The following is a 25538-nucleotide window of genomic DNA, read 5'->3' as shown; positions in this document are numbered from 1 at the left end:
CCCGTCGAACCGGTACCGTCCCGACGTCCCCACGTGGAGCGGATCACTCGGCCAGGGCGGCCCGTACCTCCTCGGTCAGCAGGGTCACGTAGTCGGCGGCCCAGCCCTCGATCGTGGCGTGGTCCCACAGGTCGGTCGAGTACTCGACGTATCCGGCCAGCGCGTCGCCCGCCGGGACGAGGCCGAGGTTGAACTCCGACCGGGACGCCGGGACGGCCAGGTCCTCGACGGCGGCGGTCACGCCGGGCAGTTCGATGTCCGTCTCCAGGGAGTTCTGGTACTGGAACCCCAGCGGCACCCGGTCCGGTATCTCGACCCCCAGTTCCTCGCGCAGCGCCTTGGCCAGCCTCCGCAGCGGCATGACGTGGTCGATGCCCTCGGTGGAGGCGAGCGTGACCCGGCGGACCAGACCGGTGAAGGTCTCCTCCATGGCAGCCCGTACACGCAGCGGGAAGCCCGCGACCGTGCAGGCCATCAGCGACTCGAACGCACGGCGCTCGCGGTTGGCGTAGGACACGAAGAGGACGGCTTCCGGCTTGCCGGACAGCTTGCCGGCCAGCCGCCCCAGGGCCGCGGCGGTGACCGCGTACGGGGTCGTGCCGTGTTTCCTGGCCAGCCGTTCCACGTCGGCGCGTACGTCGGCGCCCACCGTGAACAGGACGACGCGCCCCTGTCCGCTCAGGGTCTCCGGGCGCGGCCGGTCGAGGGGCAGGCCGTGCGGGAAGGACGCCCCTTCGAGTTCGCGGGCCCAGTACTTCAGGACGCGCATATCGGCCTTGTCCCCGATGGTCTCCCGCTGCCAGCGCGCGTACTCGGTCGGCTGCGGCACCGTACTCGCCAGGGTGTGGGGTTCGCCGGTCACCGCGGCTCCGTAGAGGGCCGCGAAGTCGCTCAGCAGGATGCTGACGGCCCAGCCGTCACAGGTGGAGTGGTGCAGGAGGAAGAACAGCACCCAGGTCGACGGGCCGGTGCGCAGCAGGCGGAGCTTGGGCGCCACGCCTTCGGTGAGGTCGAACCGGGTCTCGGCGACCTCCGCGCTGATCCGCTTGACCTCGGCGTCGTCGGCGTCCGCCACCCCGGAGGCCCCGGCCGCTGTGCGGCCCCGGCTGGTCAGATCCTCGACCGGAAGATCGACCGGTCGCGGACGGAGCACCTCCTGGCACCATTCCTCACCGTCCTTCACGAACCGGGTGCGCAGCGACTCGTGGCGGGCGCACAGCTGGGTGAGGGCGGACCGCAGCGCCGGTACGTCCAGGTCGCCGGTCAGGGTGATGCGCAGGGCCACGTTGAAGACCTGCGGCAGCGCGTGGCGGTGGTGCTGCTCGATGAAGTTGCGCTGCTGGAAGGTGGCAGGAGCCCGGCCGACCACTTCGGGGTCGGCGTCGGCGGCACCTGCCGGCTCCCCGGCGTCCCCGCGGTCCGTGGCGCCCCCGGCCCCCGTGGCCTCCCCCGCCAGGTGTGCCGCCATGGCCCGGATGGTCGGTTCCTGGTAGAAGCGCACCATCGGGTACTCCTGGCCGAACACCTCCCGTACCCGGTTGACCAGCCTGATCGCGGCGATTGAATGGCCGCCGAGGTCGAAGAAGGACATCTCCGGGCCGATGGCGTCGGCCGTGAGGTCGAACTCGTCGGCCCAGAGGGACCGGAGGCGGGTCTCCAGCTGGGAGCAGAGGCCGGCTCCAGCCCGCACGGTGGCGGACCGGACCGTCCCGGACGGCTCGGCACCAGGCGGCTCGGCCCCGAACGGCTCGGCACCGGCCCGTGCAGCCGTGACGATCTCAGGATCCGGCAGCGCCGCACGGTCCAGCTTCCCGTTGCCCGCGAGGGGCAGCGCGGTGAGGACGGCCCAGGACCGCGGTACGAGATATTCCGGCAGCCGGGCGGCGAGTTCGCGGGCCAGCCGGTCGGCGTACGCCTGGCGGCCGGCCACATTGGTGGCGTCCCCCACGCCCCCCATGCCCCCCGAGTCGCCTTCCGCCGGTACGGCATAGGCCGCGAGGTACGCCTCGCCCCGACTGGTGCGGCGTGCCAGAACGGCGGCCTCGCGTACGCCGTCCAGGGCGTTGAGCGCGCGGGAGGCCTCCTCCGGCTCGACCCGGTACCCGCGGATCTTCACCTGGTCGTCCAGGCGCCCGCGGAACTCCAGCGCCCCGTCCGCGGTCCAGCGCACGAGGTCACCGGTGCGGTAGTACGCAGTACCGGCTGCCTGACCGGCCGCGTCGGCCGTTCGGCTCCCGCCCACCCCGGCGTCCGTACCGAACCGCTCCTTCGTCAGCTCGGGCGCGCGCAGATAACCGCGTGCCACACCCGGCCCACCGACATACAGCTCCCCCACCACGCCCGACGGCACCGGCTCGCCTGAAGCGTCGAGGACCCGCAGACGTACGTTGTCGACCGGGCGGCCGATCGGAATGGCGGCGGTGCCGGTCTCCGGCGTCCGTGGGCCGACGGTCTCGGTGGTGCAGAGCACGGTGGTCTCGGTCGGCCCGTAGACGTTGACGGTTTCGTACGCCACGTCCGGGTGCGGCCGGGTGCGCAGCACGTCACCGCCCAGCAGCAGATGGCGCAGCGGCGGCTGCTCGGCGAGCGGCAGCGCGAGCAGCGCCTCGCCCAGGGCCGTGGGCAGGATCGAGAAGGTCACCCGTTCCCGCGCGTACCAGCGGGCCAGTGTGAGCGGGTCGGTGCGGACGGTGTCGTCGGCGATGACGACGGAGGCCCCCGCGGTCAGCGCGGGCCAGATCTCCAGGACCGACGCGTCGAAGCTCTGGCTGCACACCAGCGCGCTGCGGTCGGCCGAGGTGAAGGCGAAGCGCTTGTGGTGCCACTGGCAGAGGTCGACGACGCTGCGGTGCGGTACCGCGACGCCCTTGGGCGTGCCCGTGCTGCCGGATGTGTAGATGACGTAGCACAGCGACTCGGGACCGGTGACGGCCGACGGCGGCTTCTTCGCGTGCGGTGGGCGGCCGGTCGCGGTGGTCCCGTCGGCGGTCCGGCCGCCGCGGCCGGTACCCGTGCGGTCGGCGACGTCGATGACGGTCACCCCGGCGGGCAGGTCGAGCGCGTCGGCCTCGGTTCCGGTGCTCAGCAGGATGCGCGCTCCGCTTTCCGCGATCACCGTGGCGGCGCGGGCCCGGCCCAGTGACGGGTCCAGCGGCACGTACGCCCGGCCGGACTTCAGCACCGCGAGCATGGCCACGACAAGATCGGCGGAGCGGGGCAGCCACAGGGCCACGACCTCGTCCGTACCACTGTCCGCCGGGGCCGCGACGCCGCGTTCCTGGACGGCCGCGGCCAGCCGTTCGGCCCGGGTGTCCAGGTCGCGGTAGCTGAGCAGGTCGTCACCGCAGCGGACGGCGGTGCGGTACGGGGCGTCCGCCGCGCGCCGGGCGACGAGTTCGTGGACGGCGGCCCGGGCCACCGGACGGACCGGGCCGTGCTGCCACTCGTCGGGCACCGGCCCGGTGGCGGGCGCGGTCGTCGCGGCAGGGCCCGCGGCAGGGCCCGCGCTCCGCCGCGTCTCCGTGGCGCCGAGGCGGGACAGCGGCGTCCTGGGGTCCCGTACGGCGGCTTCGAGCAGGTCGCGGAAGGTGCGGAAGAACCCGTCCACGGTGTCCGCGTCGAACAGGTCGGTGTTGTACTCCAGGTGGCAGCGGATGCCCTCGGGCTGGTCGGTGAAGTACACGGCGAGGTCCGTGAGGGCCTTGTCCGGACCCGCGTCGAGCACGGTGGCGCGGACGCCGGGCAGGTCGAAGCGGAACGGGTCGCCGCTCTCGAACTCGGCGAGCACCTGGAAGACCGGCGTGCGATCGGTGGTACGCGCCGGGGCCAGCTCCCGCACCACCGTTTCGAAGGGCACGTCCGCGTGGTCGTACGCGTCCAGGGCGATGCCCCGCACCCGGTCGAGGAACGCGCCGAAGTCCGGGTCGCCGGACAGGTCGAAGCGGAGCGCGAGGGTGTTGACGAAGAATCCGAGCAGGTCCTCGGTGCCCTGCGGGCGGTCCGAGATCGGGGTGCCGACGACGATGTCCCGCTGCCCGGTGACCCGGTGGAGCATTGCGGTGAAGCCGGCGAGCAGCGTCATGAAGAGGGTGCTCCGCCGCTGCCTGCTCAGGTCCCGCAGCCGGGTGGACAGCTCGGGGTCCAGCCGGTGGAAGACGGCCCGCCCGTTGGACGTCATGGCCGCGGGGCGCGGGCGGTCGCAGGGCAGCTCCAGGACCGGGAGTTCGCCGCCGAGCGTGCCGAGCCAGTACGCCAGGCCGGCGGCGCCGCGGGAGTCGTCCCGCGTGCGCAGTTGGGCGCGGGCGTGATCCGCGTGCGTACGGGTGAGCGCGGGGAGGCCCGGGTCGGAGCCGTCGTGCGCGGCCCGGTAGAGGGCGGACAGGTCGCGGGCCAGGACACCGGCGGAGGCCGCGTCCACGACGATGTGGTGCAGGGAGAAGACCAGGACGTGCCGCTCCTCCCCCAGCTTGATCAGCCGGGTGACGAACAGCGGCCCGTCGACGAGGTCGAAGCGCCGGGCGCTCTCCTCCTCCAGGACGGCGCGGACCGCGGCGTCCTCACCGGCCGCGCCCGCGTTCGTACGGTCGAGCACCGCGAAGTCGGGTGCGGACGGCGGCCGGACGAGCTGGCAGGGCTCGTCGTCGATCTCGCGGAAGACGGTCCGCAGCCCCTCGTGCCGCGCCACCAGCCCGCGCAGCGCGGTGCGCAGCGCGGGGACGTCGAGCGGGCCGTCGAGGCGGATGGCCTTGGTCTCGTTGTAGGCGGTGCGGCCCGGCAGCATCCGTTCGAGGAACCAGATGCGCTGCTGTCCGGGCGAGAGGGGGGCGGCGCTCTCGGGTACGGGTTCTTCGGCCGCCGTACGGACGGGAGCGACCGGTTTCCCGGCCGCCGCACGGATGGGGGGCGCGGGCGTGCGGACGGACGGCCGGTGCACCGTACGGACATCCGCGCGCGGCTCGTGGTACCGGCGGCGCAGCGTGTCGATGTGCGCGAGGCCGGTGCGCAGCGCGTCGGGGGCCACGCCGAAGTCGACCAGCGAGACGATCTCGTCGGCACCCGCCGCGCCGACCGCGTCCACCACCGGGGCGACGGTGTCGGCCGTGCCGATCAGCGCCCGCTGGTCGCAGTAGCGGTCGTAGGCGCGGTGGAAGAGGACGTCGAGGTCGTCCTCGGTGAGCGCGGCCAGGTCGACATTGTGGCCGAGGCTGTTGGCGACGTTGCCGAACAGGGAGAGCGAGGCGCGCATGTAGCGCGCCAGCGGCTGGTACGCCTCGGTGCGCGCGGTCCGGTGGTCGGCGGCGAGGTAGGTGTGCAGCAGGACGGCCACCCGTCCGGCGTCCGGGTCGAGGCCGTGTTCGGCGCGGGTGCGGCGGTAGAGCGCGATGTTCTCGGCGAGCTGCTCGACGCTCTGGGTCATCAGGTTGGTGACCACGCCGACGTCGTGCCGGGCGGCTGCCGCGTACGACGCGGGGTTGCCGACCACCGCCGTGTACAGGGGCGGGGTGTCCTGGACGGGGCGCGGGAACAGGCGGACCTCGGCCTCGCCGTCGCCGCCGGCGCGCCGTACGGCCTCGCCGCGCCAGAGCCTGCGGACCTGCGCCACCTGGTCGTACATCATCTCCTTGTGCCGGCCGAAGCGCTCGGGGAAGAAGACGAAGTCGTTGGCGTGCCAGCCACTGGCGCAGCCGATGCCGACGCGGCCGCCGGAGAGGTTGTCGGCCATCGACCACTCCTCCGCGACCCGGACCGGGTCGTGCAGGGGCAGCACGACGGAGCCCGCGTTGAGGCGGATGCGGCGGGTCTCGCGGGCGAGGGCGGCGACGAGCACGACGGGGTTGGGGAACAGCCCGCCGAAGGAGTGGAAGTGCCGTTCCGGCATCCACAGCGCGTGGAATCCGTGTTCGTCGGCGAAGCGGGCGGTCTCCAGGATGTGGTCGTATTTGCCCTGGCCGGTGGCCGTCCCGGCATCGTCCTGCGGGTAGTCGCCGAAGAAGTAGATGCTGAAGTCGGGGGTGCGGCGGGTGGGTACGGCGGTCGTGGCGGGCGCCGTACGGAGCTCGTCGGCCGGTGCCGGAGCGGCCGATGAGGTCTTCGCGGGGACGGCGGTCGACGGGGGCTTCGCCGGTGCGGCGGCCGTGCGTACGGCAGCCGTGTTCCAGGCCACGCCGGGAGCCGCGTCCTCCATCCGCTGCTCGGGCCGGGGCTTCGCCGCCGGGGCATCTGCCGCTGTGGACACCGGCTTCGCCGCAGGAACCCCAGCCACCGTGGACACCGGCTTCGGTCCGCCGGGGAAGAACCCCGCTCCCCGCAGTTCCCGCAGCGAGCCGCGCACCGCGTCCGCGATGAATTCGATGTCCCCGTCGGAGTGGGCGGTCGACAGGAAGAAGTTGCGCCATTCCCAGACGTGCACCCCGCGCAGCATCAGGTGGTGGTACAGCAGCTCCATGTCCGCGCGGTGCTCGAAGCGGAACTGGGAGCCGAAGTGGCTGACCCGCAGCGGGAATTCCTCGTCCTCCAGGAAGCGGTTCAGGGTGCCCGCCAGCTCGCCGGTGCGGGCGTTCAGCCGCTCCTGGAGGCGGGGGCTGTGCTCCTTGAGGTGGGTCAGCACGGCGCGGGCGGCGACCATCGACACCGGGTGCTGGATGTACGTACCGCCGAAGAACGTGGTGTCGGCGGGCGGGTAGCTGGCGTCCCCGTACCGCCAGAAGCCGCCGTCCACACCGTCCATGATGTCGGCGCGGCCCGCGATGGCGCCGATCGGGAAGCCGCCGCCGAGCAGCTTGCCGTAGGTCGCGAGGTCGGGGGTGACGCCGTACAGCTCCTGGGCGCCGCGCGGCGCCGGGCGGAAGCCCGTCAGCATCTCGTCGAACATGAGCACGATGCCGTGGCGGCGGGTCAGCTCGCGCAGCTGCCGTACGAACTCGACGGGCTGGAGCGAGGGGTGGCGGCTCTGTACGGGTTCGATGATGACGGCGGCGATGTCGTCCGCGTGCTCGGCGATGGCCTCCAGGCTCGCGGGGCTGCCGTAGTCGAGCACCAGCAGATCGGCGACGCTGTTGTGCGGGATGCCGGTGGAGACCGGGACGGTGGTGCGGTCGGCGCCGGTGCCGGTGGAGCGGCCCAGGACGTTGTCGGCGTGGCCGTGGTAGGCGCCGTGGAAGGTGACGACGCGGCTGCGGCCGGTGGCGGCGCGGGCGAGCCGGATCGCGGCGGAGTTCGCCTCCGTACCGGAGTTGGCGAACGCCACCCGCTGCATGCCCGTCAGCTCCGCCAGCAGTTCGGCGGCCTCGCCGGTCTCGATGTTGCGCGGGCCGAGCTGGATGCCGCGGGACAGGTGCTCGCGGACCGCCTCGCTCACGAACTCGGGCTCGTGGCCGAAGAGGAGCACGCCGAAGCCCATGGTGATGTCGACGTAGCGGTTGCCGTCGACGTCCTCCAGCCAGGAGCCGCGGGCCCGGCGGCCGGCGATCGGGTACAGCATCTCCTTGGTCTTGCTGCGGAAGCCGACGACGGCGCGGCTGTCGGCCAGTACGCGGCGGTAGCGCTGGGCGATCTCCTTGGATGTGCCGGTTTTGGCCGTGTAGCGGCGTACCAGGTCGTCGAGGTGCGCCTGCTGGGTCCCGGAGGCGGCGCCGCCCACCATGCCGGAGCCCCGGGAGACGGTCACCCGGGGGCCGTGCACGCGCTGCCGTCGGTCGGCGGCCGGTTGCTCCCGCCCGGCCGGCTGCTCGGCGTTCCCGCCGCCGGCCGCCGCCTCGATCCGCTGCGCGATCTGCCGGGAGAGGTCGGCCATGGCGGCCAGGTCCTGGTCCACCGCCGCGGCGGCGCTCAGGGCGGTCACTGCCCGCCCGCCTTTCCGTTGGCCACCGCGCCGCCGGTCAGGGCAGTCGTCGCCTGGGCGGTCAGCAGCTGGGAGAGCTGGTTGATCTGGGTCATCATCTGGAGCTGGATCTGGGAGAGCTGCTGTACCTGGCGGACAAGGTCGGTCAGTTCCGCGCGCGTGACCGGGTGCTCCGGCCCGGACGGCTCGGCGGGCGCGGGCGCTGCGGGCACGGGCTCGGGGGTGCGCAGGGGTTCGGTGGTGGCCGGTTCGTGGCGTACGGGTGCCTCGGTGGCCGGCGGCTCGTACCGTACGGGCTCCCCGGCGACCGTCCCACCCGAGCCGCCCGGGCCTTCCGCCACCCGCCCCACGATCAGCTCCGCCAGCTGCCCCGGGGTACTCGCTTCCTCGAACAGTTCCCGCATCGCGACCTTGACGCGGTGTTCCTGCTCCAGCTCGCGCAGCACGCTGATCATCTGGAGGGAGTCCGCACCGAGGTCGAAGAAGGAGGTGTCTCCGGTGACCGCGGCCGCGTCGTGCCCGAGGTGCTTGGCCACCAACTCGATGACGTGCGCGAGCACCCGCTCGAACACTGCCTCGTCCTGTGCCACGTCTTCCTCTTCTCTCGATGCTTCTCTCGATGGGTGCCGTGAGGGCTCTCGCGAGGGCTGTCGCGAGGGCTGAGCGGCCGGGACGACGGTCAGCTCCGGCCCCGTCCAGTGGTCGGTGTGCTGGAAGCGGTAGCCGGGCAGTGTGATCCTGCGGCCACCGGTTCCGGCCAGCAGGGCCGGCCAGTCCAGGTCCGCACCCGCGCAGTGCAGCCGCGCCACCGCGTCCCAGAAGGGGCCGGTCTCGGCGCCGCGGCGCAGCGTCGGCACCGCCCGTACGGTGGGCAGGGCGGTACGGGCGAGGCCGCTGAGCGTGGTGTGCGGGCCGATCTCGACCAGTGCCGCGGGGCCCGTGCCGCGGAGCGTGCGCAGCACCGCGTCGTACCGCACCGGCTCGCGTGTCTGCCGTACGAAGTAGTCGGCGTCCGGTACCCAGCCCGGCTCGTGCATCCGTCCGTCGAGGCCGCTGATGAAGCCGGTCGTGACGGGCCGGAGGGTGACGCCGTCGAGCAGTTCGCGGAACTTGTCCAGGACCGGGTCCATGAGCGCGGTGTGGAAGGCGCGCGTCACCGGAAGCCGCTGCCCGGGGATGCCGCGCTCCTCCAGGAGGGTCAGCAACCGGTCCACGGCCGGGACGGGCCCGGCGAGCACGTGCCGCTGTTCCCCGTTGACGACGGCGAGTTCGAGGCCGGTGATCTCCGCGGCCAGGTTCTCGGCGGTCCGCCGGTCCGCGGACACCGCGGCCATCGCTCCGGGAGCGCAGTGCTCCTGCATCAGCCGGCCGCGCTCCGCGGTGAGCCGCAGGCCGTCCTCGGCCGACAGCGCTCCCGCCGCGCACAAGGCCGCGTACTCGCCGACGCTGTGTCCGGCGACGGCGTCCGGCACGACACCCGCGTGGCGCCAGAGCCCGGTGAGCGCGTACTGCATGGCGAACAGGGCCGGTTGGGCGATGCTGGTGTTTCCGGTGGTGGCGCGGTCGGCGTTGGGGTCGAGGAGTACGTCGAGCAGGGAGCCGCCGTACAGCCGCTGGTAGTGGCGCTCGCAGGTGTTGAGCAAGTCGCGTACGACGGTGAAGCGCTCGTAAAGCGGCAGTGCCATGCCGGGGTACGGGCTGCCCTGTCCGGTGAATTGGAAGGCGATGCCCGCGCGCGCTTCCCGAGGGGCGTCGCCGGTCGTCACGGCGGCGGGCCCGGCCGGGGCGCCGGTGCCTGCAAGCCAGCCGTCCAGGGCCGCGGTGAGCTGCGCCGGGTCAGTGCCGCGGACGGCCAGGCGATGCCGGTGGTGGACGCGTCCCGCAGCGGTGGTCACCAGGTCGGCGAGGTCCGTGTCGGGATGGCGCTTCAAGTGGTCGCGCAGAGCCTGCGCGTTGGCCGTACGAGCGGCCTCCGACTGGCCGGACAGGACGATGATGCCCGGAGGGGCCACTGTGGCGGTGCGGTGCGCGGGCTCGGGGGCCTGTTCCACGATGACGTGGACGTTGGTGCCGCCGACGCCCAGCGACGTGACGCCCGCCCGGCGCGGCGTGTCGCCCTGCGGCCAGGGGCGGGCGGCCTCGGGGATGTAGAAGGGGCTGTTGTCGAGGTCGAGCGCGGGGTTCGGCTCGCTGAAGTTGGCCATCGGCGGGATGACGCCGTGCTTGAGGACGAGCAGCGTCTTGATGAAGCTCGCCAGGCCCGAGGCGACGTCGAGGTGGCCGATGTTGGCCTTGACCGAGCCGAGGGCGCAGTAGCCGGTGCGGTCGGTGCCGGACCGGTACGCGGAGACCGCGCCGTCGAATTCGATCGGGTCGCCCTTGAGCGTGCCCGTACCGTGGGTTTCCAGGTAGCCGACGGTGTCCGCGCCGATGCCCGCGTGCTCCAGCGCGCGGCGGATGGCGGCGCGCTGGCCCGCCGCGCTCGGTGCGGTGTACGCCTGCTTGGACGCGCCGTCGTTGGTGACGCCCCAGCCGCGGATGACGCCGTGGATCGTGTCGCCGTCGGCGAGGGCGCGGTCCAGGCGCTTGAGGACGACGGCGGCGACGCCGGTGCCGCCCACCGTGCCGTCCGCCTCGGCGTCGAAGGCGCGCAGGTGGCCGCTCTTGGAGAGGATGGAGCCCTTCACGTACTGGTAGCCCAGCACCTGCGGTACGTGGACGGCCGTGGCGCCCGCCAGCGCGATGTCGCTGTCGCCGGTGACCACCGACTGCGCGGCGAGCTGGAGGGCGGCCAGCGAGCTGGAGCAGCCGGTCTGGACGCTGACGGCGGGGCCGGTGAGGTCGAGGCGGAAGGACACGCGGGTGGCGGTGAAGTCGGTGTAGTTGCCGACCAGGACCTGCATCCTGGAGAGCCAGTCGTCGCCGACGGAGCTCTTGAGGACGTTGTTCAGGAGGTAGTTCTCCATCGTGTACAGGTGGTATCCGGTGGTGGCGAAGACACCGGTGCGCAGCCCGTCGCGTTCCCGCGGGTATCCGGAGTCCTCCAGGGCGTGGTAGGCGCATTCCAGGAACATCCGGTGCTGCGGGTCGGTGAGCTGCGCCTCCCGTACGCTCATGCCGAAGAACGAGGCGTCGAACCCGGCGATGTCGTGCAGGATGCCGCTGGCGCCGACGAAGTCGTCCGCCCGGTACTTCTCGGCGGGGACGCCGGCGGCCGCCAGTTCCGCGTCGGTGAAGCGCCGTACGCAGTCCCGCCCGTCGCGGACGACGTCCCAGAACTCCTCGGGGGTGTCCGCCCCCGGGAAGCGGAGGGCCATGCCGATGACCGCGACGCGCGAGTCGGCCGGTGCGTTCATGAGGTGCCGCCCTCCGCGGCGGTCGCTTCCCGGCCGGGCGCCGGGCCGCCGCTCTCCCGGGCCGGTGGTTCCTTCGGGAACAGCGCGCGCCCCCGGGACAGCACGACGAGCAGGGCGACGCACAGGACGATGGCCAGGCCCTGGAACGCGCCGACCACCTGGAGCGGCGAGTAGCGTTCCAGCAGGGCCGCGCTGACGATCATGCCCAGGCCGAAGCCGCTGTTCTCGGCCGAGGCGGAGAGGCCGAAGAGGCGGCCGCGCTGCTCGTCGGGGGCGGCCTGGAGCCGGGAGACGTACGCGATCTCCGTGAACCCGTCGGCCATGCCCGCGACGAGCGCGGCGACGGCAGCGGGCACGGCCGGCAGGCCGCTGAAGACCACGATGAACGCCGCCGACATCACGCAGGAGCCGATGGCGAAGGCGCGCTCCCCCGGTGACCACCCGGTCTTGCGGGTGCGGCGGGAGCAGATCTGCTGCGCGACGATGTTGCCGATCGCCCAGGTCGCCCAGAACTGGCTGACGAAGGTGGCCGGGTGCGACGGGTCCAGAGCACTGGAGTAGATGGGCAGCGCCACGTTGTGCGACGAGGAGCCGAGGCCGTCGGCGGCCCGGACCGCGACCATCACGGCCAGCAGGGGCGCCGCCTTCAGCAGCGCGAGGGAGGCCCAGCGGCCGGTGTCCGCGGCGTCGGCCGCCGGCCCGTCGGAGGCGCCGTCCCCGGCGGCGGCCCGGGTGCGGATGGGCAGCAGGAACAGGATCGTGGCGGAGGCCGCGAAGGTGCCGGCGTCCAGCGCGAAGGCGGTGGTGTAGCCGAACTGCGCGATGACCACGCCCGCCGACGCGAAGCCGGCGATCATGGCCAGCGAACGGCCGGTCACCAGCAGGCCGTTGGCCCGGGTCCGCAGGCCGGCGCCGACGATCTCGGGGACGCTGCTGCGCAGTGCCACCTGGGAGAGCGTCGAGCAGGCCCCGGTGCCCACGGCCAGCGCGAAGAGCAGTGCGACGCGTGCGCCGTCCGGCGCGAGCAACAGCACCACCAGGGCGGTGGCCTGGGTGAGGTCCGCGCACACCATCAGCCGTTTGCGGTCGTACCGCGACACCAGGCGGCCGCTGACGAACCCGGACAGGACGCTGGTGATCAGGCGTACGGCCATGAACAGGCCGGCGGTCAGCGCGCTGCCCGTCACCTGGTAGATGAAGACGTTCAGCGCCACCATGTTCAGGTAACTGCCGTACGCGGAAATGGCGTTGCCGACGACGAGCAGCCGGAAGTGCCCCACTCTGGATGTCCTCCTCAGCGCCCGTGCCGGTCCGCGGCCCCCGCTCCGGGGGCGGCGTCCTTACCGTCGTCCGGTTCGCGGGGCGCCTGGAGACGCATCATCCGGTGACTTGACCCGTGCTTTACCCGGCGTGTAGGGGCCGGGCGTCCGAGCCGGCGGACTCCTTGCGTTTTGCCGCGTCCGTGGTTAGATCAATTCGCATGTCACGGGGGGTGAGCCGCCCCCGCGCGACACCGTCGGCAGTTCCGCTCCGCACGCGGGAGGGCGCACCATGGCCGGTCCCGCACGGGCCGTTCTGCCTGGCGACGAGCCGATGCGCCCGTATGGGCCGCACCGGGCGGCGGCGGCCGTACCACGGCCCCGCCCCGCCCCGCCCGCGCCGCCGGACCGACCGTCCTGAAATCCGCGGGCCGCCGGACCCTCCCTGCTCCTCCGTCACCCCCTTGGAGAAGAGATGTCGGATCACAGTGCGCACACCATGTCACCGACGCTGTCCCCGCGGGAGCGGGAGGTGCTGTCGTACATCGCCGACGGTCTGACGTACGACCAGACGGCCAGGCGGCTGGGCATCAGCGTCCACACGGTCAGTACGTATCTGCGCCGGATACGGGCCAAGCACCCGGCACCGACGCTCGCCCATCTCGTACGGCTGGGCCTGGCGCAGCACCGCGGCTGAGCGCCGGCGGCCGGGCGGGCATCCCGACACGCGTTGTTGGCTGAATCTCGCCCCCTCAATGGCCGGTATCCGGACAACCTCAGACGTGCCGGATCACCGCCTTCCACCGCGCCCTGGGCGCGAACCGCGGGTGGCACCGGGTTTTCCCCGGCGGCGGTGGGTACCCGCTGCCGGACGCTGAACCCGACCGAAGGGGCGCCTGTTGGCCACGTGTTGCGCAGCGCCGGTGCCGAAGGCCCGGCTCGCCCGTACCTTCGTCCCCCGAAGGGACCAGGCCCGGACGTGGCGCCCCCGCGGCGTGCGGGTCCCGTGGTGAACTGCGGAAACGGGCGCCGGCGGCGCGGAACGCGCGCCCGGCCCGCCCGGCGGCGCGACCGTGAGGTGATGGTGGTCCGGCCGCATCAGCGCCCACCGGCCGGTTCGACGGAAGGACGTGTGATGCGCCGTATCCAGGCGCGCAATCCTCAGGGTGTGGCCGGGGCCCACGCCGTGGACGCCGATGTCGCGGGCGCCGTCGGGCAGGCGCTCGACGACGTGCTCGGTGAGCGGCTCGCGGACGCCGCGGCGGCCGACGCCCTGTTCGCGCGCGATGTCGCCGAACGCGTCGCCCGCTTCACGCTGGGCGGCGGCAAGCGGCTGCGCGGGCGGTTCGTGTGGTGGGGGCTGCGGGTCTGCGGGGGCGGTGGCGAAGCGGCCGAGGCGGCGCTGCGGCTGGCCGCCGCGCTCGAACTCCTCCAGACCTGCGCGCTGGTGCACGACGACGTGATGGACGATGCCGAACTGCGCCGGGGCGGCCCGGCCCTGCACGCCGAGGTACGGACGCAGTACGGGCGGCGCGCCGGGACCGGTGACGGCGGCCGGTCCGCCGCGGCGTTCGGCCGGTCCACGGCGATCCTGGCCGGCGATCTCGCGCTGGCCTGGGCCGACGACACCGTCCTGGACACCCGCGTCCCCGGGCATGCCCGGTCCGCGGTCCACGCGCTGTGGCGCACCATGCGGACCGAGATGGTGGCCGGCCAGTACCTGGACCTGCACGCCCAGGTCACCGCGTCCCACTCCCCCGCCCGGGCGCTGCACACCGCCCGTCTCAAGAGCGCCCGCTATTCGGTCGAACGGCCGCTGCTGCTGGGCGCCGTCCTGGCCGGCGCGGACGACCGGACCACCGGCGCCCTGCGTGCGGCGGGCCGCTGCGCGGGCCTCGCCTTCCAGCTGCACGACGACCTGCTGGGGGTGTTCGGCGATCCGGCGGAGACCGGCAAGCCGTCGGGGGACGACATCCGGGAGGGCAAGCTGACCTACCTCACCGCCGTCGCCCGCGCCCGTGCCGAAGCCGCCGGTGACCACGCGGCGCTCGGCGTCCTCGACGCGGCGCTGGGCGCCCCGGACCTCACGGCCGCCGACGTGGACCGCGTACGGGAGGTGCTGGTCTCGACCGGGGCCCGGGCCGCGCTGGAGGAGAAGGTCGCGCTTCTCGCCGACCGGAGCACGGGGCACCTGGCGGATGTGCGGGCCGCCGATCCGTCCGCCCTCCGCTCGCTGCACAGCCTGCTGCGCGCCACGGCGGGCGCCCGCACGCCGGTACCGGTGGCGGCGGCCCGGGGAGGTGAGCGGTGAAGACCGTACCCGGGCCCACCGACCACGTCGTCGTCATCGGCGCCGGCCTCTCCGGGCTGTCCGCCGCGCTGCACCTGCTCGGCGCCGGGCGGCGGGTGACCGTGGTGGAGCGCGAACCGCGGCCCGGCGGCCGGTGCGGCCTCCTGGAACGCAACGGCTATCTGATCGACACCGGCCCGACCGTGCTGACCATGCCGGATCTGGCCGAGGAGGCGTTCGCGGCGGTCGGCGCGTCGATGGCGGAACGGCTGGACCTCGTCCCCCTGCACCCCGCCTACCGCGCCCGGTTCGCCGACGGCAGCGCGCTCGACGTGCACACCGACGCGGCGGCCATGGAGGCCGAGATCGAACGGTTCGCCGGGGCCCGGGAGGCCGCGGGCTACCGGCGGCTGCGCGCCTGGCTGAGCCGCCTGTACGCGGTCCAGATGCGGCGCTTCATCGACGCCAACTTCGACTCGCCGCTGCAACTGCTCCACCCCGACCTCGCCCGCCTCGCGGCGCTCGGCGGCTTCGGCCGTCTCGACGCCCGGATCGGCCGGTTCCTGACGGACGAGCGGGTGCGCCGCGTCTTCTCGTTCCAGTCGCTGTACGCGGGCGTGCCACCGGCCCGGGCCCTCGCCGCGTACGCCGTCATCGCGTACATGGACACGGTGGCCGGGGTGTACTTCCCGCGCGGCGGGATGCACGCGCTGCCCCGGGCCATGGCCGACGCGGCGGCCGGGGCGGGCGCGGAGTTCCGGTACGGACATCCGGTACGCGCGCTGGAACGTTCCGCCGGCCGGGTCACCGCCGTTGTCACCGACGCCGGGCGCCTGCCGTGCGACGCGGTGGTGCTCACCGCCGACCTGCCCGAGGCGTACCGTCTGCTCGGCCGCCGGCCGCGCCGCCCGCTGCCGCTGCGCCGCTCCCCCTCGGCCGTCGTCCTGCACGCGGGCACGCCCGCGACGTGGCCGGAGCCGGGCCACCACACCATCTCGTTCGGCGCCGCCTGGCACCGTACGTTCCACGAACTCACCCGGACCGGGGCCCTGATGAGCGACCCCTCGCTGCTGCTGACCCGGCCGACCGCCACCGACCCGTCGCTGGCCCCGCCGGGCCGCCATCTGCACTACGTCCTGGCGCCCTGCCCCAACACCGACGTCGGGCCCGGCGCGCACGCCTGGCGCGACCTCGGCCCCCGCTACCGCACCGCGCTGCTCGCCGAACTCGAACGGCGCGGCTTCACCGGGCTGGACGCGGCGGCCGAGGAGGAGTGCCTGGTCACCCCGGCGGACTGGAGCCGCCAGGGGCACGGGGCCGGCACCCCGTTCTCCGCCGCCCACACCTTCGCGCAGACCGGTCCCTTCCGCCCCCGCAACCTCGTACGGGGCACCGAGAACGCCGTGCTGGCCGGGTGCGGCACCACCCCGGGTGTCGGGGTGCCCACCGTGCTGGTCTCGGGGAAGCTGGCCGCCGCCCGGGTGACCGGCGGCGCCTTCGCGCGGCGCGCCCGGGTGACCGACCTCGGCTCGCGCCGCCCCGCCCCTGCCCCGGAGGCGGGGCCGTGACCGCCCGGGAACTGGACGCCGCGGGCATCACCGAACCCGCGCTGCGCGCCGCCTATGCCCGCTGCCGCCGGCTCAACGCCCGGCACGGCAAGACGTACTTCCTGGCCACCCGGCTGCTGCCGGTCGCCCGGCGGCCCGCCGTGCACGCGCTGTACGGCTTCGCCCGCTGGGCCGACGACATCGTCGACAGCCTGGACGACGACGCCACCCCCAAGGAGCGCGCGACGGCCCTGCACGCGTTGGAGGCACAGCTGCACGCCGGTCTCGCCCAAGGAGGCGGCGACGAACCGGTGGTACGGGCGCTGGCGCACACCAGCGCCGCCTACGGCATCGACCCGGCGTACTTCACCGCCTTCATGGCCTCCATGCGCGCCGACCTGGTGGTGACCGACTACCCGACCTACGCGGACCTGCGCGCCTATATGTACGGCTCGGCCGAGGTGATCGGCCTCCAGATGCTGCCGGTGCTCGGCACGGTGACACCGCGCGAGGAGGCCGCGCCGCACGCCGCCGCGCTCGGTGCGGCCTTCCAGCTCACCAACTTCCTGCGGGACGTGGGCGAGGACCTGGACCGGGGCCGGATCTATCTGCCCGGCGACCTGCTGGCCGCGCACGGCGTGGACCGCGAGCTGCTCCAGTGGAGCCGCCTGACCGGCACCGGGGACGCGCGGATCACCGCCGCGCTGCGGGCCGCCGCCGACCTCACCCGTGGCGTCTACCGCCGGGCGGCTCCCGGCGTCGCCATGCTCGACCCTGCGTCCCGGCCGTGCATCCGCACCGCGTTCATCCTCTACCGCGGCATCCTGGACGCCGTGGAGGCCGACGGCTATTCGGTGCTGCACCGCCGCGCCGTCGTGTCCCGTCCGGTGCGCGCGACCGTGGCCCTCGACGGGCTGGTACGGGTGACGGCGGCCCGTACGCGTACCAGGAGCGGACCGCCGGAAACCGGGAACGGACCCTCAGGAGGAAGCACCATGGCCCCGCCCCGCCCCACCGGACGCGGCCGGTATCCGCTCAGCCTGCGGCGGCGGCCCGTGGCGTGGGAGCGTCAGCGGCCCACCTGGCGGGACGCCGCGCCCGGCGTGATCGCGGGTGCGCTCGAACGCGCCAAGGCCCGGCCGTCCGGCAACTGGTACGCCGTGGGCGCCTCCCGCGAGGTCGGCCGGGACCGCCCCCTCGGCCGGACCATCGCCGGGACGGAGGTGGTGCTGTGGCGCGCGGCCGACGGGCGGCTGCGCGGCGGCCCGGGGGCCTGCCCGCACCTGGGAGCACCGCTGAAGGACAGCCCGGTGCGGTGCGGCACACTCGTCTGCCACTGGCACGGACTCGCCCTGGACGGCGGCCCGTTCGCCGGGTGGGAGCCGTATCCGGTGTACGACGACGGGGTGCTGGTCTGGGTGCGCCTGGACCGCGCGGGCGGCGAGGAACCGCTGGACCGGCCCCGCGTCCCGGAGCGCCCGCACGCGGCCGCCGCCGTCGCGGCCGTCCACACGGGGACCGGGCGCTGCGAGCCGGACGACGTGGTCGCCAACCGGCTCGACCCGTGGCACGGCGCCTGGTTCCACCCGTACTCCTTCGTCGACCTGACCGTGACGGACGGCCCGGCGGGCCCGTCGGACGCGTTCACCGTGGACGTGTCCTTCAAGGTCGCCGGGCGCCTGGTCGTGCCCGTACGAGCGGAGTTCACCGCCCCGGGGCCGCGCACGGTGGTCATGCGCATCACCGAGGGCGAGGGCGCGGGCAGTGTGGTGGAGACCCACGCCACCCCGCTCGGCACCGACGCGTCCGGCCGGCCGCGCACCGCCGTGGTCGAAGCGGTCGTCGCCGCCAGCGACCGCCCGGGCTTCGCGGTGGCCCGCGCTGCGGCCCCGCTGCTGCGCCCGCTGATGCGGGCCACGGCGGGGCGGCTGTGGCGGGACGACATGGCGTATGCGGAGCGGCGGTGGGAGCTGCGGCGGGCGGGGAGGTTTCCGGGGTGAGGGCCCCGGCGAAACGTCGCCCGTGCCACGCCTTGAAGCGCCTGGCGCGAGGCGAATGCGCCGGTGACCGCCCCCTGCCGGAGATCACGCCCGTGTGCCCCACGCGCCCCCTCCATCACTCATTAGAGGTAACGGCAGGCAGGTGTTGACCTGGCAGCATCGTTTCCGGACACGTCGTGTGGCCTCTGACCACGGCTTGTGTTCGGTGGCTGCGCGGCACCTCGGGAAGGAGACACATCCCATGCCGGAAACCCAGGAGCAGTACGAGACGGTCGGATACGAGGCGCCGGAGCTGGTCGAGGCCGGGGACTTCACCGAGCTGACGCTCGGGTTCCACGGGCACCACTGGGACGCCTTCGGCGGGCGCGGCCACGGGTGGTGGTGACCGACCGGCCGAGGCCCCGCCGCAATGCGGCGGGGCCGTCCCCTGCCACCGGCCGTCGTCCCGCTGTCAGCCCCCTGCCATCCGCGCCAGCCCCCGCAGCACCGCCGACCGCCCGCGGTCCGGCACCGTCCACAGCGTCTGGCCGCGTACGCCCCAACGCGCCAGCAGCGCGTTCGCGGCGAGGAAGCCCGTGGTGGCCGCGCGTTCCATGAGGGCCACCGGGAGTTCCGTGCGTACGAGGTCTCCGGCCACCATCACCGCCGGGTCGGGCGTGCGGACGGTGGGGCGGTTTTGGTAGCCGCCCACCGGGAACAGGGGGCAGTCGGCGCGCCATTCGTGCTGTGCGTCGACCACCTTCGCCTCGCGCGTCTCGGGGTAGACGCGGGACAGCTGGTCCAGCAGCCGGTCCTGCTGGGCCCGCCGGTCGGTGTCCGTACGCAGCGCGTACGCGTGCAGTTCGACCACCGAGCCGCCGGTGCGGGACGCCCACCGGGCCGCCTCGCCCTCCCAGCGCTCCAGCACGCTGACGTTGTCGAGCGTGCCGAAGCCGCTGGTGCCGAGGAAGCCCGGCCGGTCCGGGGCCACCGGCCGGTCGAGCCAGAGCCGGGAGACGAGGAACGGCGGCGCGGTCCGCAGCCGCCGCAGCCGCTCGCGCCAGTCCCGGTCGCCCAGCTGGGGTGAGGCGGCGGCCAGGCCGCGCAGTCCGGCGGTGTCGAGGGCGAGCACCACCGCGTCGTGGCGCGCCGCGCCGTGCGAGCCCAGTACGGTCACGCCGCCGTCCGGGCGGGGCTCGACGGTCTCCACCGCGCAGCCGGTGTGGACCGCGACGCCGTGCCCGCTCAGGTAGCGGCCCAGTGGCTCCCACAGCGCCTGCGGGAACGGTTCGTCGGGCACGTCGAACAGCAGCCCCTCGCTGGAGCCGAGGAAGTAGATGTGGAACATCAACGCCATTTCGGCGGCGGACAGTTCCCCGGGATCGGCGAAAAAGCTGCGGGAGAACACCTCGAACGCCAGGTGGTGGGCCGCTTCGGGGAAGCGGATGCGGTCCAGGAAGTCGCGTGCGCTGACGCCGTCCAGGCGCTCGTAGACGCCGGGTGTGCGGATGTCGAGCAGCGGCAGCGCGGCGCGCGGGTTCATCCGGGCCATCTCGCGCAGGGTGAAGGTCGGGCTGAGCAGGGCGAAGCCGAGCGCGCTCCACGGCGGGGTGCGCGGGACGTGCGCGAAGCTGTCGCGCAGGCCGCTGCTGTGGCGCAGCGGGTAGTCGGGCAGTCCGGTGAGCATGCCCAGCGCCGGGTCGGCCCGGCGCAGCAGACCCCGCAGGTTGTAGTACTGGCGGAAGAAGGCGTGGAAACCGCGCGTCATGGTGGCCCGGAAGCCGTCGGCGAGCTGGACCTGACGCCCGGACAGCCGCCCGCCGAGGCCCGCCTCCTTCTCGTACAGCGTGACCCGTACGCCTCGCTCGGCCAGTGCGGTGGCCGCGGCGAGCCCGGCGATGCCGCCGCCGATCACCGCCGTGTGCGGCGCCTCGCCGCTGATCCTGGCCCGGCCCCGGGGTGGCGGGACGACGCGGGCCCGCCGGTCCCGGCCCCGGCGCGGCGCGGCGGGGCGGGTGGAGCGGCGGGAGCGCCCGGCGGCGGTCGGTGCGGCGTCAGGCGGCGGGGTCGTCATCGGGCGGTCTCTTCCTGTTGCGGGCGGGGCGTTGTGCGCGGGACTGCGGGTGTCTTACGTACGGGCCGGGCGTACGGGCGGGCGGCGGCGCAGGCCGGGCAGTTCCGCCACGGTGCGCAGCATGGGCAGTACGGGAGTATGCAGGCCGATGGACAGGTCCTCGCGCAGGCGGGTGCCTCCGTCCAGGAAACGCAGCAGCCGTTCCATCGGTACGCCGCGGAACAGCCCGGTGAAGAAGCCGGCGCCGTCGATGCGCCCGCTGTCCAGGGCGCGCAGCAGGACGGCGTCCATCAGCCGCGACCGGGCGGAGTGCGGGGGCGGCGGGGCCGGGGTGCGGCCTTGGTGGAAGGCGGTGGCGATGGCCCGGGTCTGGCGCTGGACCGCGGCGAAGGTGTAGCCGGTGGACGGCCGGGTGGCGCCGCCGGCGGCGCCGATGCGGAAGACGCCGGGCCCGGCAGCGCGCGGGAAGCGCGCGTCGGTCATCGGGATGACACCCTGCTCGGAGGCGGTGACGCGGTAGGGGCCCAGCGCGCGGACCTCCGCCAGGTAGTGGCGCAGCGCGCGGTGGTAGGCGGCCTCGTCGAGCGGGGCGGCGGAGAACTCGGTGTATTCGGCCAGCGCTTCGTACGGGCTGAGCGGGAGGACGTAGCCGAACGACAGGCCGTGGTCCGGCTGCGGGGTGCGGAAGTCCATCAGATCGGCGGTCGTGGGGTCGAACTCGGGCCGTTCGGTGCGGATGAACCAGCCGTGGAAGTGCTGGAGGAGGGTGGTGCGGGCGGGCGGCAGGGCGGGGAGCGGCCGGGAGTCGAAGACCCAGCGGGCACGCAGCCGCAGCGGGTCGCCCTCGGGTGTCACACCCCGGACCTCGGCGCCGTCCGGCAGCGCGCGTACGTCCTCGACCACGGCCGTCAGCCGGTGCGCGGCCGGTGCCGCGGCGAGCCGTGCGCCCACCAGCTCTTCGAACGCGCCGGAGCGCATCATCTTGTACCGGAGCGGCCCCGGGCGCCCGGTCACCGGGGCGCCGTCGGCGCCGTACACGCGCAGCCGGTCCCAGGAGGCCGCCAGGACGCCGTCGTACTCGCCGCCGGGCGCTTCCCAGTAGCACCAGGTGCGCTCGGGGGGACGCAGGGGGCCGGGCGGCGCGTCCACGACGGTCACCCGGGGGTGGCGGGCCCCGGGCGGCGGGGCGCAGAGCCGGTGGGCGAGGGACAGGCCCGCGGCGCCGCCGCCCACGACGGCCACCTCCGTCTCGTACACGCCGACTCCCTCCCGTCCCGCCGGGCACCGCGCCGACCGGCACGCCACCAGGTCTTCGGGTGCCCGTCCGCACGGTTTCTACCGGGGGAATCGCCACCGCGGCCACCACCACGCCGGTCGCCGGGCGAAGCCGCCCGATCGGGAGTCCGCCACGCGCGCGGCGCCGTCGGAGGCCGCGGAACGGAGAAAGCCCCGGCCAGACGGGGGGAGCTGGCCGGGGCAGTCGGGGCACGGGCGGGACGCCGGTCACCTGTCGGTGTAGGGTCCACGTAACCCGTGATCAATTGAACGATAAACCACAGGGCACCATTCCGCCAAACCGGATCGATGTGACGCATATCGCGCAAGTGCCGACCGGCCCTGATCCGCGCGCGTCAGCGGCCCCGGTGCCGGGCCTTCGCCTTCGTGCGCGCCCGCGCCCTGCGCTCCTCGGCCACCGCCGCCCGCCGCCGCTCGGCCGCGACCCGGTGCTCCGCCTTCGCCTGCGCGAAACTCCGGGCGAGGGCCTCTTGCGCGGCGGTGCTCACCGGCCGCGCCGCCTGCTCCCGGGCGGCGGCGCGGGCCAGCCGCTTCGGGTTCGCCCGGTACGGGCGCGCGGCGGACACCGCCTCCACGGCGGGCGCGGCGAGCGCCCGCGCGATCAGGGCGTCCGCCTCGCGGAGCGCGAAGGCCAGCTGATCTTCCGATCCGACCCGTGATGATGCGGGAGTCCGCGCCACCGGGCAACGGCTCTTCCGTACCGCCGGGCCCGTGGGACGGCCGCGGGGGGAGTCGCCGCGCGGCCGGCCACAACCGTATGGCCGCCGCGCGGAGGGTGCTGCTCGCCGCGCGGCGGCCGTCAGGGGGTCAGGCGGTCAGGGGACCGGCGTTCAGGAGGCCGGGACCGGACGGGCCGCGATGCCGTTGCGCCACAGGGCGTCCACCCGGGCGCGCTCCTGCGCGTTCGGGTTGGTGTTCTGGCAGGAGGGGCCGGGGCCGCCACCCGACATCAGCTCGCTGCAGGGGCCCGAGTAGTGGTCGGGCAGGCCGAGCACGTGGCCGGTCTCGTGGGCCACCACGCGCGTGGAGTTGTACTGCTGGTTCTGCCGGTAGTCGAGGAAGATGTAGCCCCGCCCGTGGCCGTCGGTGCTCGCGTAGGAGCCGCGGGAGTCGTTGCCTTCGCGGTACGTGAAGTCGGCCCTGGAGCCTTCCTGGAGCTTCACGTTGCGCACGGAGCTGTTCCAGATCTGCGTGCTGCGCGCTATCTGGCTGCGGAACGTGGGCGCGCTGGAGGCGTTGTACGTGACGGTGACCGCCAGGACGCCGGGGTTGGCGGCGCGCTTGGCGGCGGCCGACTTCATGACCGCCTGGAAGAACGCCTTGTTGGCCGCGGCTTCGCCGGCCGAGCCGGCGTACTTGGCTATGGACGCCGGGGTGGAGACGCTCGTGCCGGAGGGGGCGGCGGGAGCGGAGGCGGCGGTGGCGGGGACGGTACCGAGGGAGGCGGCCAGACCGAGGCCGAGCACGGTGGTGAGAACCGTACGCATGGGTCTCATGGGGGAAACCTCTTCATCCGTGGGAGGGATTTGGTACCGGGATTGTGGAGGAATCAAGGTCCCAGCGGATGACAGCTATTGGCGATAGTGCCGTGTTATCGCCCTGACCGGCCGACCGTTCGGCAGGTTGCAACGACCGCGTTGCGGCCGGGTGTTACGGGTGCGGAAGGTGCCGTTCACACTCGCGGCATGGGAACGTGGCACCTGCCCGCGTCATCACCGCCTTCGTCAGATGACGTAGACGGCCTACGACCAACGCAGGTGTGAGTGCCGACGCGGAGAGCAGGCGGCGGGCGGCGCGGTGGCGGGCGGGCCTCAGCGGGGCAGCGGCCGGGCGCGGTTGAGGTTGAGCAGCGGCGCGAGCAGGTCGCCGTCGCGCTCGCGGCGCGCGGCGACCTCGTCGAACAGGAACGTGAGCTGTTCAGGGTCCGAACAGGCCTCGATCTCGTCCCAGGTCACGGGCGCGGAGACGGTGGGCAGCGCGCGGGCGCGCACCGTGTAGGGCGCGGCGGTGGTCTTCGACGCCGAGTTCTGCGAGAAGTCGATGAAGACCTTCCCCGGCCGCAGCGCCTTGGTCATCCGGTGCACGACATGACCGGGCAGGGTCCGCTCGGCCTCGACGGCGATGTCCTTCGCGTACGCGGTGACGTCCTCCGAGGGCGTCGGCTCGATCGGCACGAGGATGTGCAGGCCCTTGGAGCCGCTGGTCTTGGCGTACACGTTCAGGCCGTCGGCCAGCAGGCGCTCGCGCAGCCACCGGGCCACCCCGCAGCACTCCACGATCGTGGCGGGCTCCCCGGGATCGAGGTCGAACACGAGGCGGTCGGCGACGCGCGGCGCATCGGCGGTCCACTGCGGGGTGTGCAGCTCCACGACCAGGTTCGCGGCCCACATCAGGGTCGGTACGTCGCGCACCAGCACCTGCCGGCGGTTCTTGGCCGTGCTGCCGGGTACGTCGCAGGTCTTCACCCATGCGGGCGTCCCGGGCGGCACGTTCTTCGCGAAGAACGTCTCGCCGTCGGGCCCGTCGGGATACCGCAGGAAGGAGGCGGGCCGGTCGTGGATGTGGGCGAGCAGCGCACCGGCGGTGGTGGCGTAGTAGTGCAGCAGCTCGCCCTTGGTGGTGCCGGTCCGCGGATACAGGACCTTGTCCAGGTTGGTGAGCGACAGCCGCCGCCCCTCCACGACGGTGATTGGCGACATACCATGACAATCCCATACAGAACCTCTGGGGACCCATACGAAACCCATGTGAGGGGATGAGACATGCGATCGGTGTGGAACGGGTCGATCTCCTTCGGGCTGGTCAGCATCCCCGTGAAGACCTACAGCGCGACCGAGCGCACGGCCTCCGTCTCGTTCGTCCGCATCCACGCGAAGGACGGCGGCCGGATCCACTACCGCAAGGTCTGCGAGCTGGACGGGGAGGAGGTCCCCACCGAGGAGGTCGGCAAGGGCTACCAGGCCGCGGACGACACGATCGTGCCGATCACCGACGAGGACCTGGCCAAGCTGCCGCTGCCGACGACCAAGACGCTGACCATCCTTGCCTTCGTCGGCGCGGACGAGATCGACCCGCTCCAGCTGGACAAGTCCTACTTCCTGGGGCCCAACGGCGTCGCCGCCACCAAGCCGTACGCGCTGCTGCGGGACGCCCTGGAGCACCAGGAGAAGGTGGCGATCGGCAAGGTGGCCATGCACGGGCGGGAGACGCTGGCCATGCTGCGGGCGCACGACGGGGCGATCGCGATGCACACGCTGCTGTGGCCGGACCAGATCCGCTCGGCGAACGCCGTGGCGCCGAGCGAGAAGGTGGAGATCCGGGAGAACGAGCTGACCCTCGCCGAGACCCTGATGGACTCGCTCGGCGAGCTGGACGAGTCGGAGCTGCACGACGACTACCGGGAGGCCGTCGAGGAGCTGGTCACCGCGAAGCTGGAGGGCGGGGAGCCGACCGCGCCCAGGGCCGCGCCGCGCGGCGGCAAGGTCATCGACCTCATGGCCGCGCTGGAGAACAGCGTGCGGGCGGCGCGGGAGTCGCGCGGGGAGGGTGGCGGGGCCGCCGATGAGGACGCGGACGAGGCCTCGGTCACGCAGCTCGGCAGCCGCAAGACGGCGAAGAAGGCCGCGGCGAAGACCGCGTCCGGCAGCGGGGCCAAGAAGACGGCGGCCCGCAAGACGTCCGGGCCGGCCGCCAAGAAGTCCGCCTCCGGCAGGACAGCCGCGTCCGGCGGGAAGAAGGCCGCGGCGGGCGGGGGCGCGGCCGGGAAGAAAGCCGCGGCGAAAACCTCGGCGGCCCGGTCCGGCGCCAAGAAGAGCACCGCGAAGAAGACCGGCCGGAGGGCTTCGGCCTGAGGGGCGTGGCGCGGGCGGGCCCGGAGCGGGGTCCGGCAGGCTTAGA

General features: G+C 73.9%; 14 protein-coding genes and 1 pseudogene. 7 read left to right on the top strand and 8 right to left on the bottom strand.

Going from position 1 to position 25538, the window contains the following annotated elements; translation table 11 throughout:
• Positions 1 to 43: 43 nt before the first annotated feature.
• From IH45_RS0127555 to IH45_RS0127545, 3 genes are read right to left on the bottom strand one after another with little or no spacing between them, the layout of a single operon-like run.
• Entirely contained in the window at positions 44 to 7840 is a 7797-nt protein-coding gene (locus tag IH45_RS0127555; RefSeq protein WP_030674040.1) for a non-ribosomal peptide synthetase, read from the bottom strand.
• On the bottom strand, positions 7837 to 11196 hold the full coding sequence (locus IH45_RS0127550) for a type I polyketide synthase (protein ID WP_030674038.1): 3360 nt from the start codon (positions 11194 to 11196) through the stop codon (positions 7837 to 7839). Before IH45_RS0127550 ends, IH45_RS0127555 begins: the two co-directional genes overlap by 4 nt.
• Positions 11193 to 12476: an MFS transporter gene (locus IH45_RS0127545; RefSeq protein WP_032918538.1), complete on the bottom strand. Its 1284-nt coding sequence runs from the start codon at positions 12474 to 12476 to the stop codon at positions 11193 to 11195. The genes IH45_RS0127550 and IH45_RS0127545 overlap by 4 nt, the downstream gene beginning before the upstream one ends.
• Before the next feature lie 454 nt (positions 12477 to 12930).
• Here IH45_RS0127545 and IH45_RS0127540 point away from each other — a divergent pair, with 454 nt between their 5' ends.
• The 6 genes and pseudogenes from IH45_RS0127540 to IH45_RS1000000148115 all read left to right on the top strand — a co-directional run bounded on the left by IH45_RS0127540 (position 12931) and on the right by IH45_RS1000000148115 (position 18677).
• Entirely contained in the window at positions 12931 to 13152 is a 222-nt protein-coding gene (locus IH45_RS0127540) for a helix-turn-helix domain-containing protein (protein WP_030674034.1), read from the top strand.
• A gap of 438 nt (positions 13153 to 13590) precedes the next feature.
• Entirely contained in the window at positions 13591 to 14766 is a 1176-nt protein-coding gene (locus IH45_RS0127535; protein ID WP_030674030.1) for a polyprenyl synthetase family protein, read from the top strand.
• Entirely contained in the window at positions 14763 to 16313 is a 1551-nt protein-coding gene (gene crtI / locus IH45_RS0127530; RefSeq protein WP_030674026.1) for a phytoene desaturase family protein, read from the top strand. Before IH45_RS0127535 ends, crtI begins: the two co-directional genes overlap by 4 nt.
• Positions 16310 to 17308, top strand: a pseudogene (locus IH45_RS1000000146970) (phytoene/squalene synthase family protein); the annotation flags it as partial. The gene crtI and the pseudogene IH45_RS1000000146970, both read left to right, overlap by 4 nt.
• A complete protein-coding gene (locus IH45_RS0127525; RefSeq protein ID WP_030674024.1) occupies positions 17288 to 18292 on the top strand; it encodes a DUF5914 domain-containing protein in 1005 nt (334 codons plus the stop codon). The pseudogene IH45_RS1000000146970 and the gene IH45_RS0127525, both read left to right, overlap by 21 nt.
• A gap of 241 nt (positions 18293 to 18533) precedes the next feature.
• Positions 18534 to 18677, top strand: a complete 144-nt coding sequence (locus IH45_RS1000000148115; RefSeq protein ID WP_107058732.1) for a lasso RiPP family leader peptide-containing protein — start codon at positions 18534 to 18536, stop codon at positions 18675 to 18677.
• Positions 18678 to 18743: 66 nt separating this feature from the next.
• On the opposite strand, the gene IH45_RS0127515 is transcribed toward IH45_RS1000000148115, so the two are convergent.
• The 5 genes from IH45_RS0127515 to ligD all read right to left on the bottom strand — a co-directional run bounded on the left by IH45_RS0127515 (position 18744) and on the right by ligD (position 24340).
• Positions 18744 to 20345: an FAD-dependent oxidoreductase gene (locus tag IH45_RS0127515; RefSeq protein WP_050515222.1), complete on the bottom strand. Its 1602-nt coding sequence runs from the start codon at positions 20343 to 20345 to the stop codon at positions 18744 to 18746.
• 54 nt (positions 20346 to 20399) lie between these two features.
• The gene (locus IH45_RS0127510) at positions 20400 to 21602 is read right to left on the bottom strand and encodes a lycopene cyclase family protein (protein WP_030674018.1); all 1203 of its coding nucleotides are present in this window, start codon (positions 21600 to 21602) and stop codon (positions 20400 to 20402) included.
• Positions 21603 to 21976: 374 nt separating this feature from the next.
• Entirely contained in the window at positions 21977 to 22321 is a 345-nt protein-coding gene (locus tag IH45_RS1000000145470; RefSeq protein WP_050515221.1) for a DUF2992 family protein, read from the bottom strand.
• A 150-nt stretch (positions 22322 to 22471) separates the two neighbouring features.
• Positions 22472 to 23137, bottom strand: coding sequence for a snapalysin (gene snpA / locus IH45_RS0127500; protein WP_030674012.1), 666 nt, complete (start codon positions 23135 to 23137; stop codon positions 22472 to 22474).
• A 315-nt stretch (positions 23138 to 23452) separates the two neighbouring features.
• Positions 23453 to 24340 carry a non-homologous end-joining DNA ligase gene (gene ligD, locus IH45_RS0127495; protein ID WP_030674009.1) on the bottom strand — a complete coding sequence of 296 codons (888 nt, stop codon included), beginning with the start codon at positions 24338 to 24340 and terminating at the stop codon, positions 23453 to 23455.
• A gap of 63 nt (positions 24341 to 24403) precedes the next feature.
• On the opposite strand from ligD, the gene ku reads away from it, so the two are divergent.
• The gene (gene ku / locus IH45_RS0127490) at positions 24404 to 25492 is read left to right on the top strand and encodes a non-homologous end joining protein Ku (RefSeq protein WP_030674007.1); all 1089 of its coding nucleotides are present in this window, start codon (positions 24404 to 24406) and stop codon (positions 25490 to 25492) included.
• Positions 25493 to 25538: the final 46 nt, after the last annotated feature.

This window comes from Streptomyces rimosus subsp. rimosus, from assembly GCF_000720725.1.
Taxonomy (GTDB): domain Bacteria; phylum Actinomycetota; class Actinomycetes; order Streptomycetales; family Streptomycetaceae; genus Streptomyces; species Streptomyces rimosus_A.
This window is presented reverse-complemented; position numbering and strand designations above follow the sequence as displayed.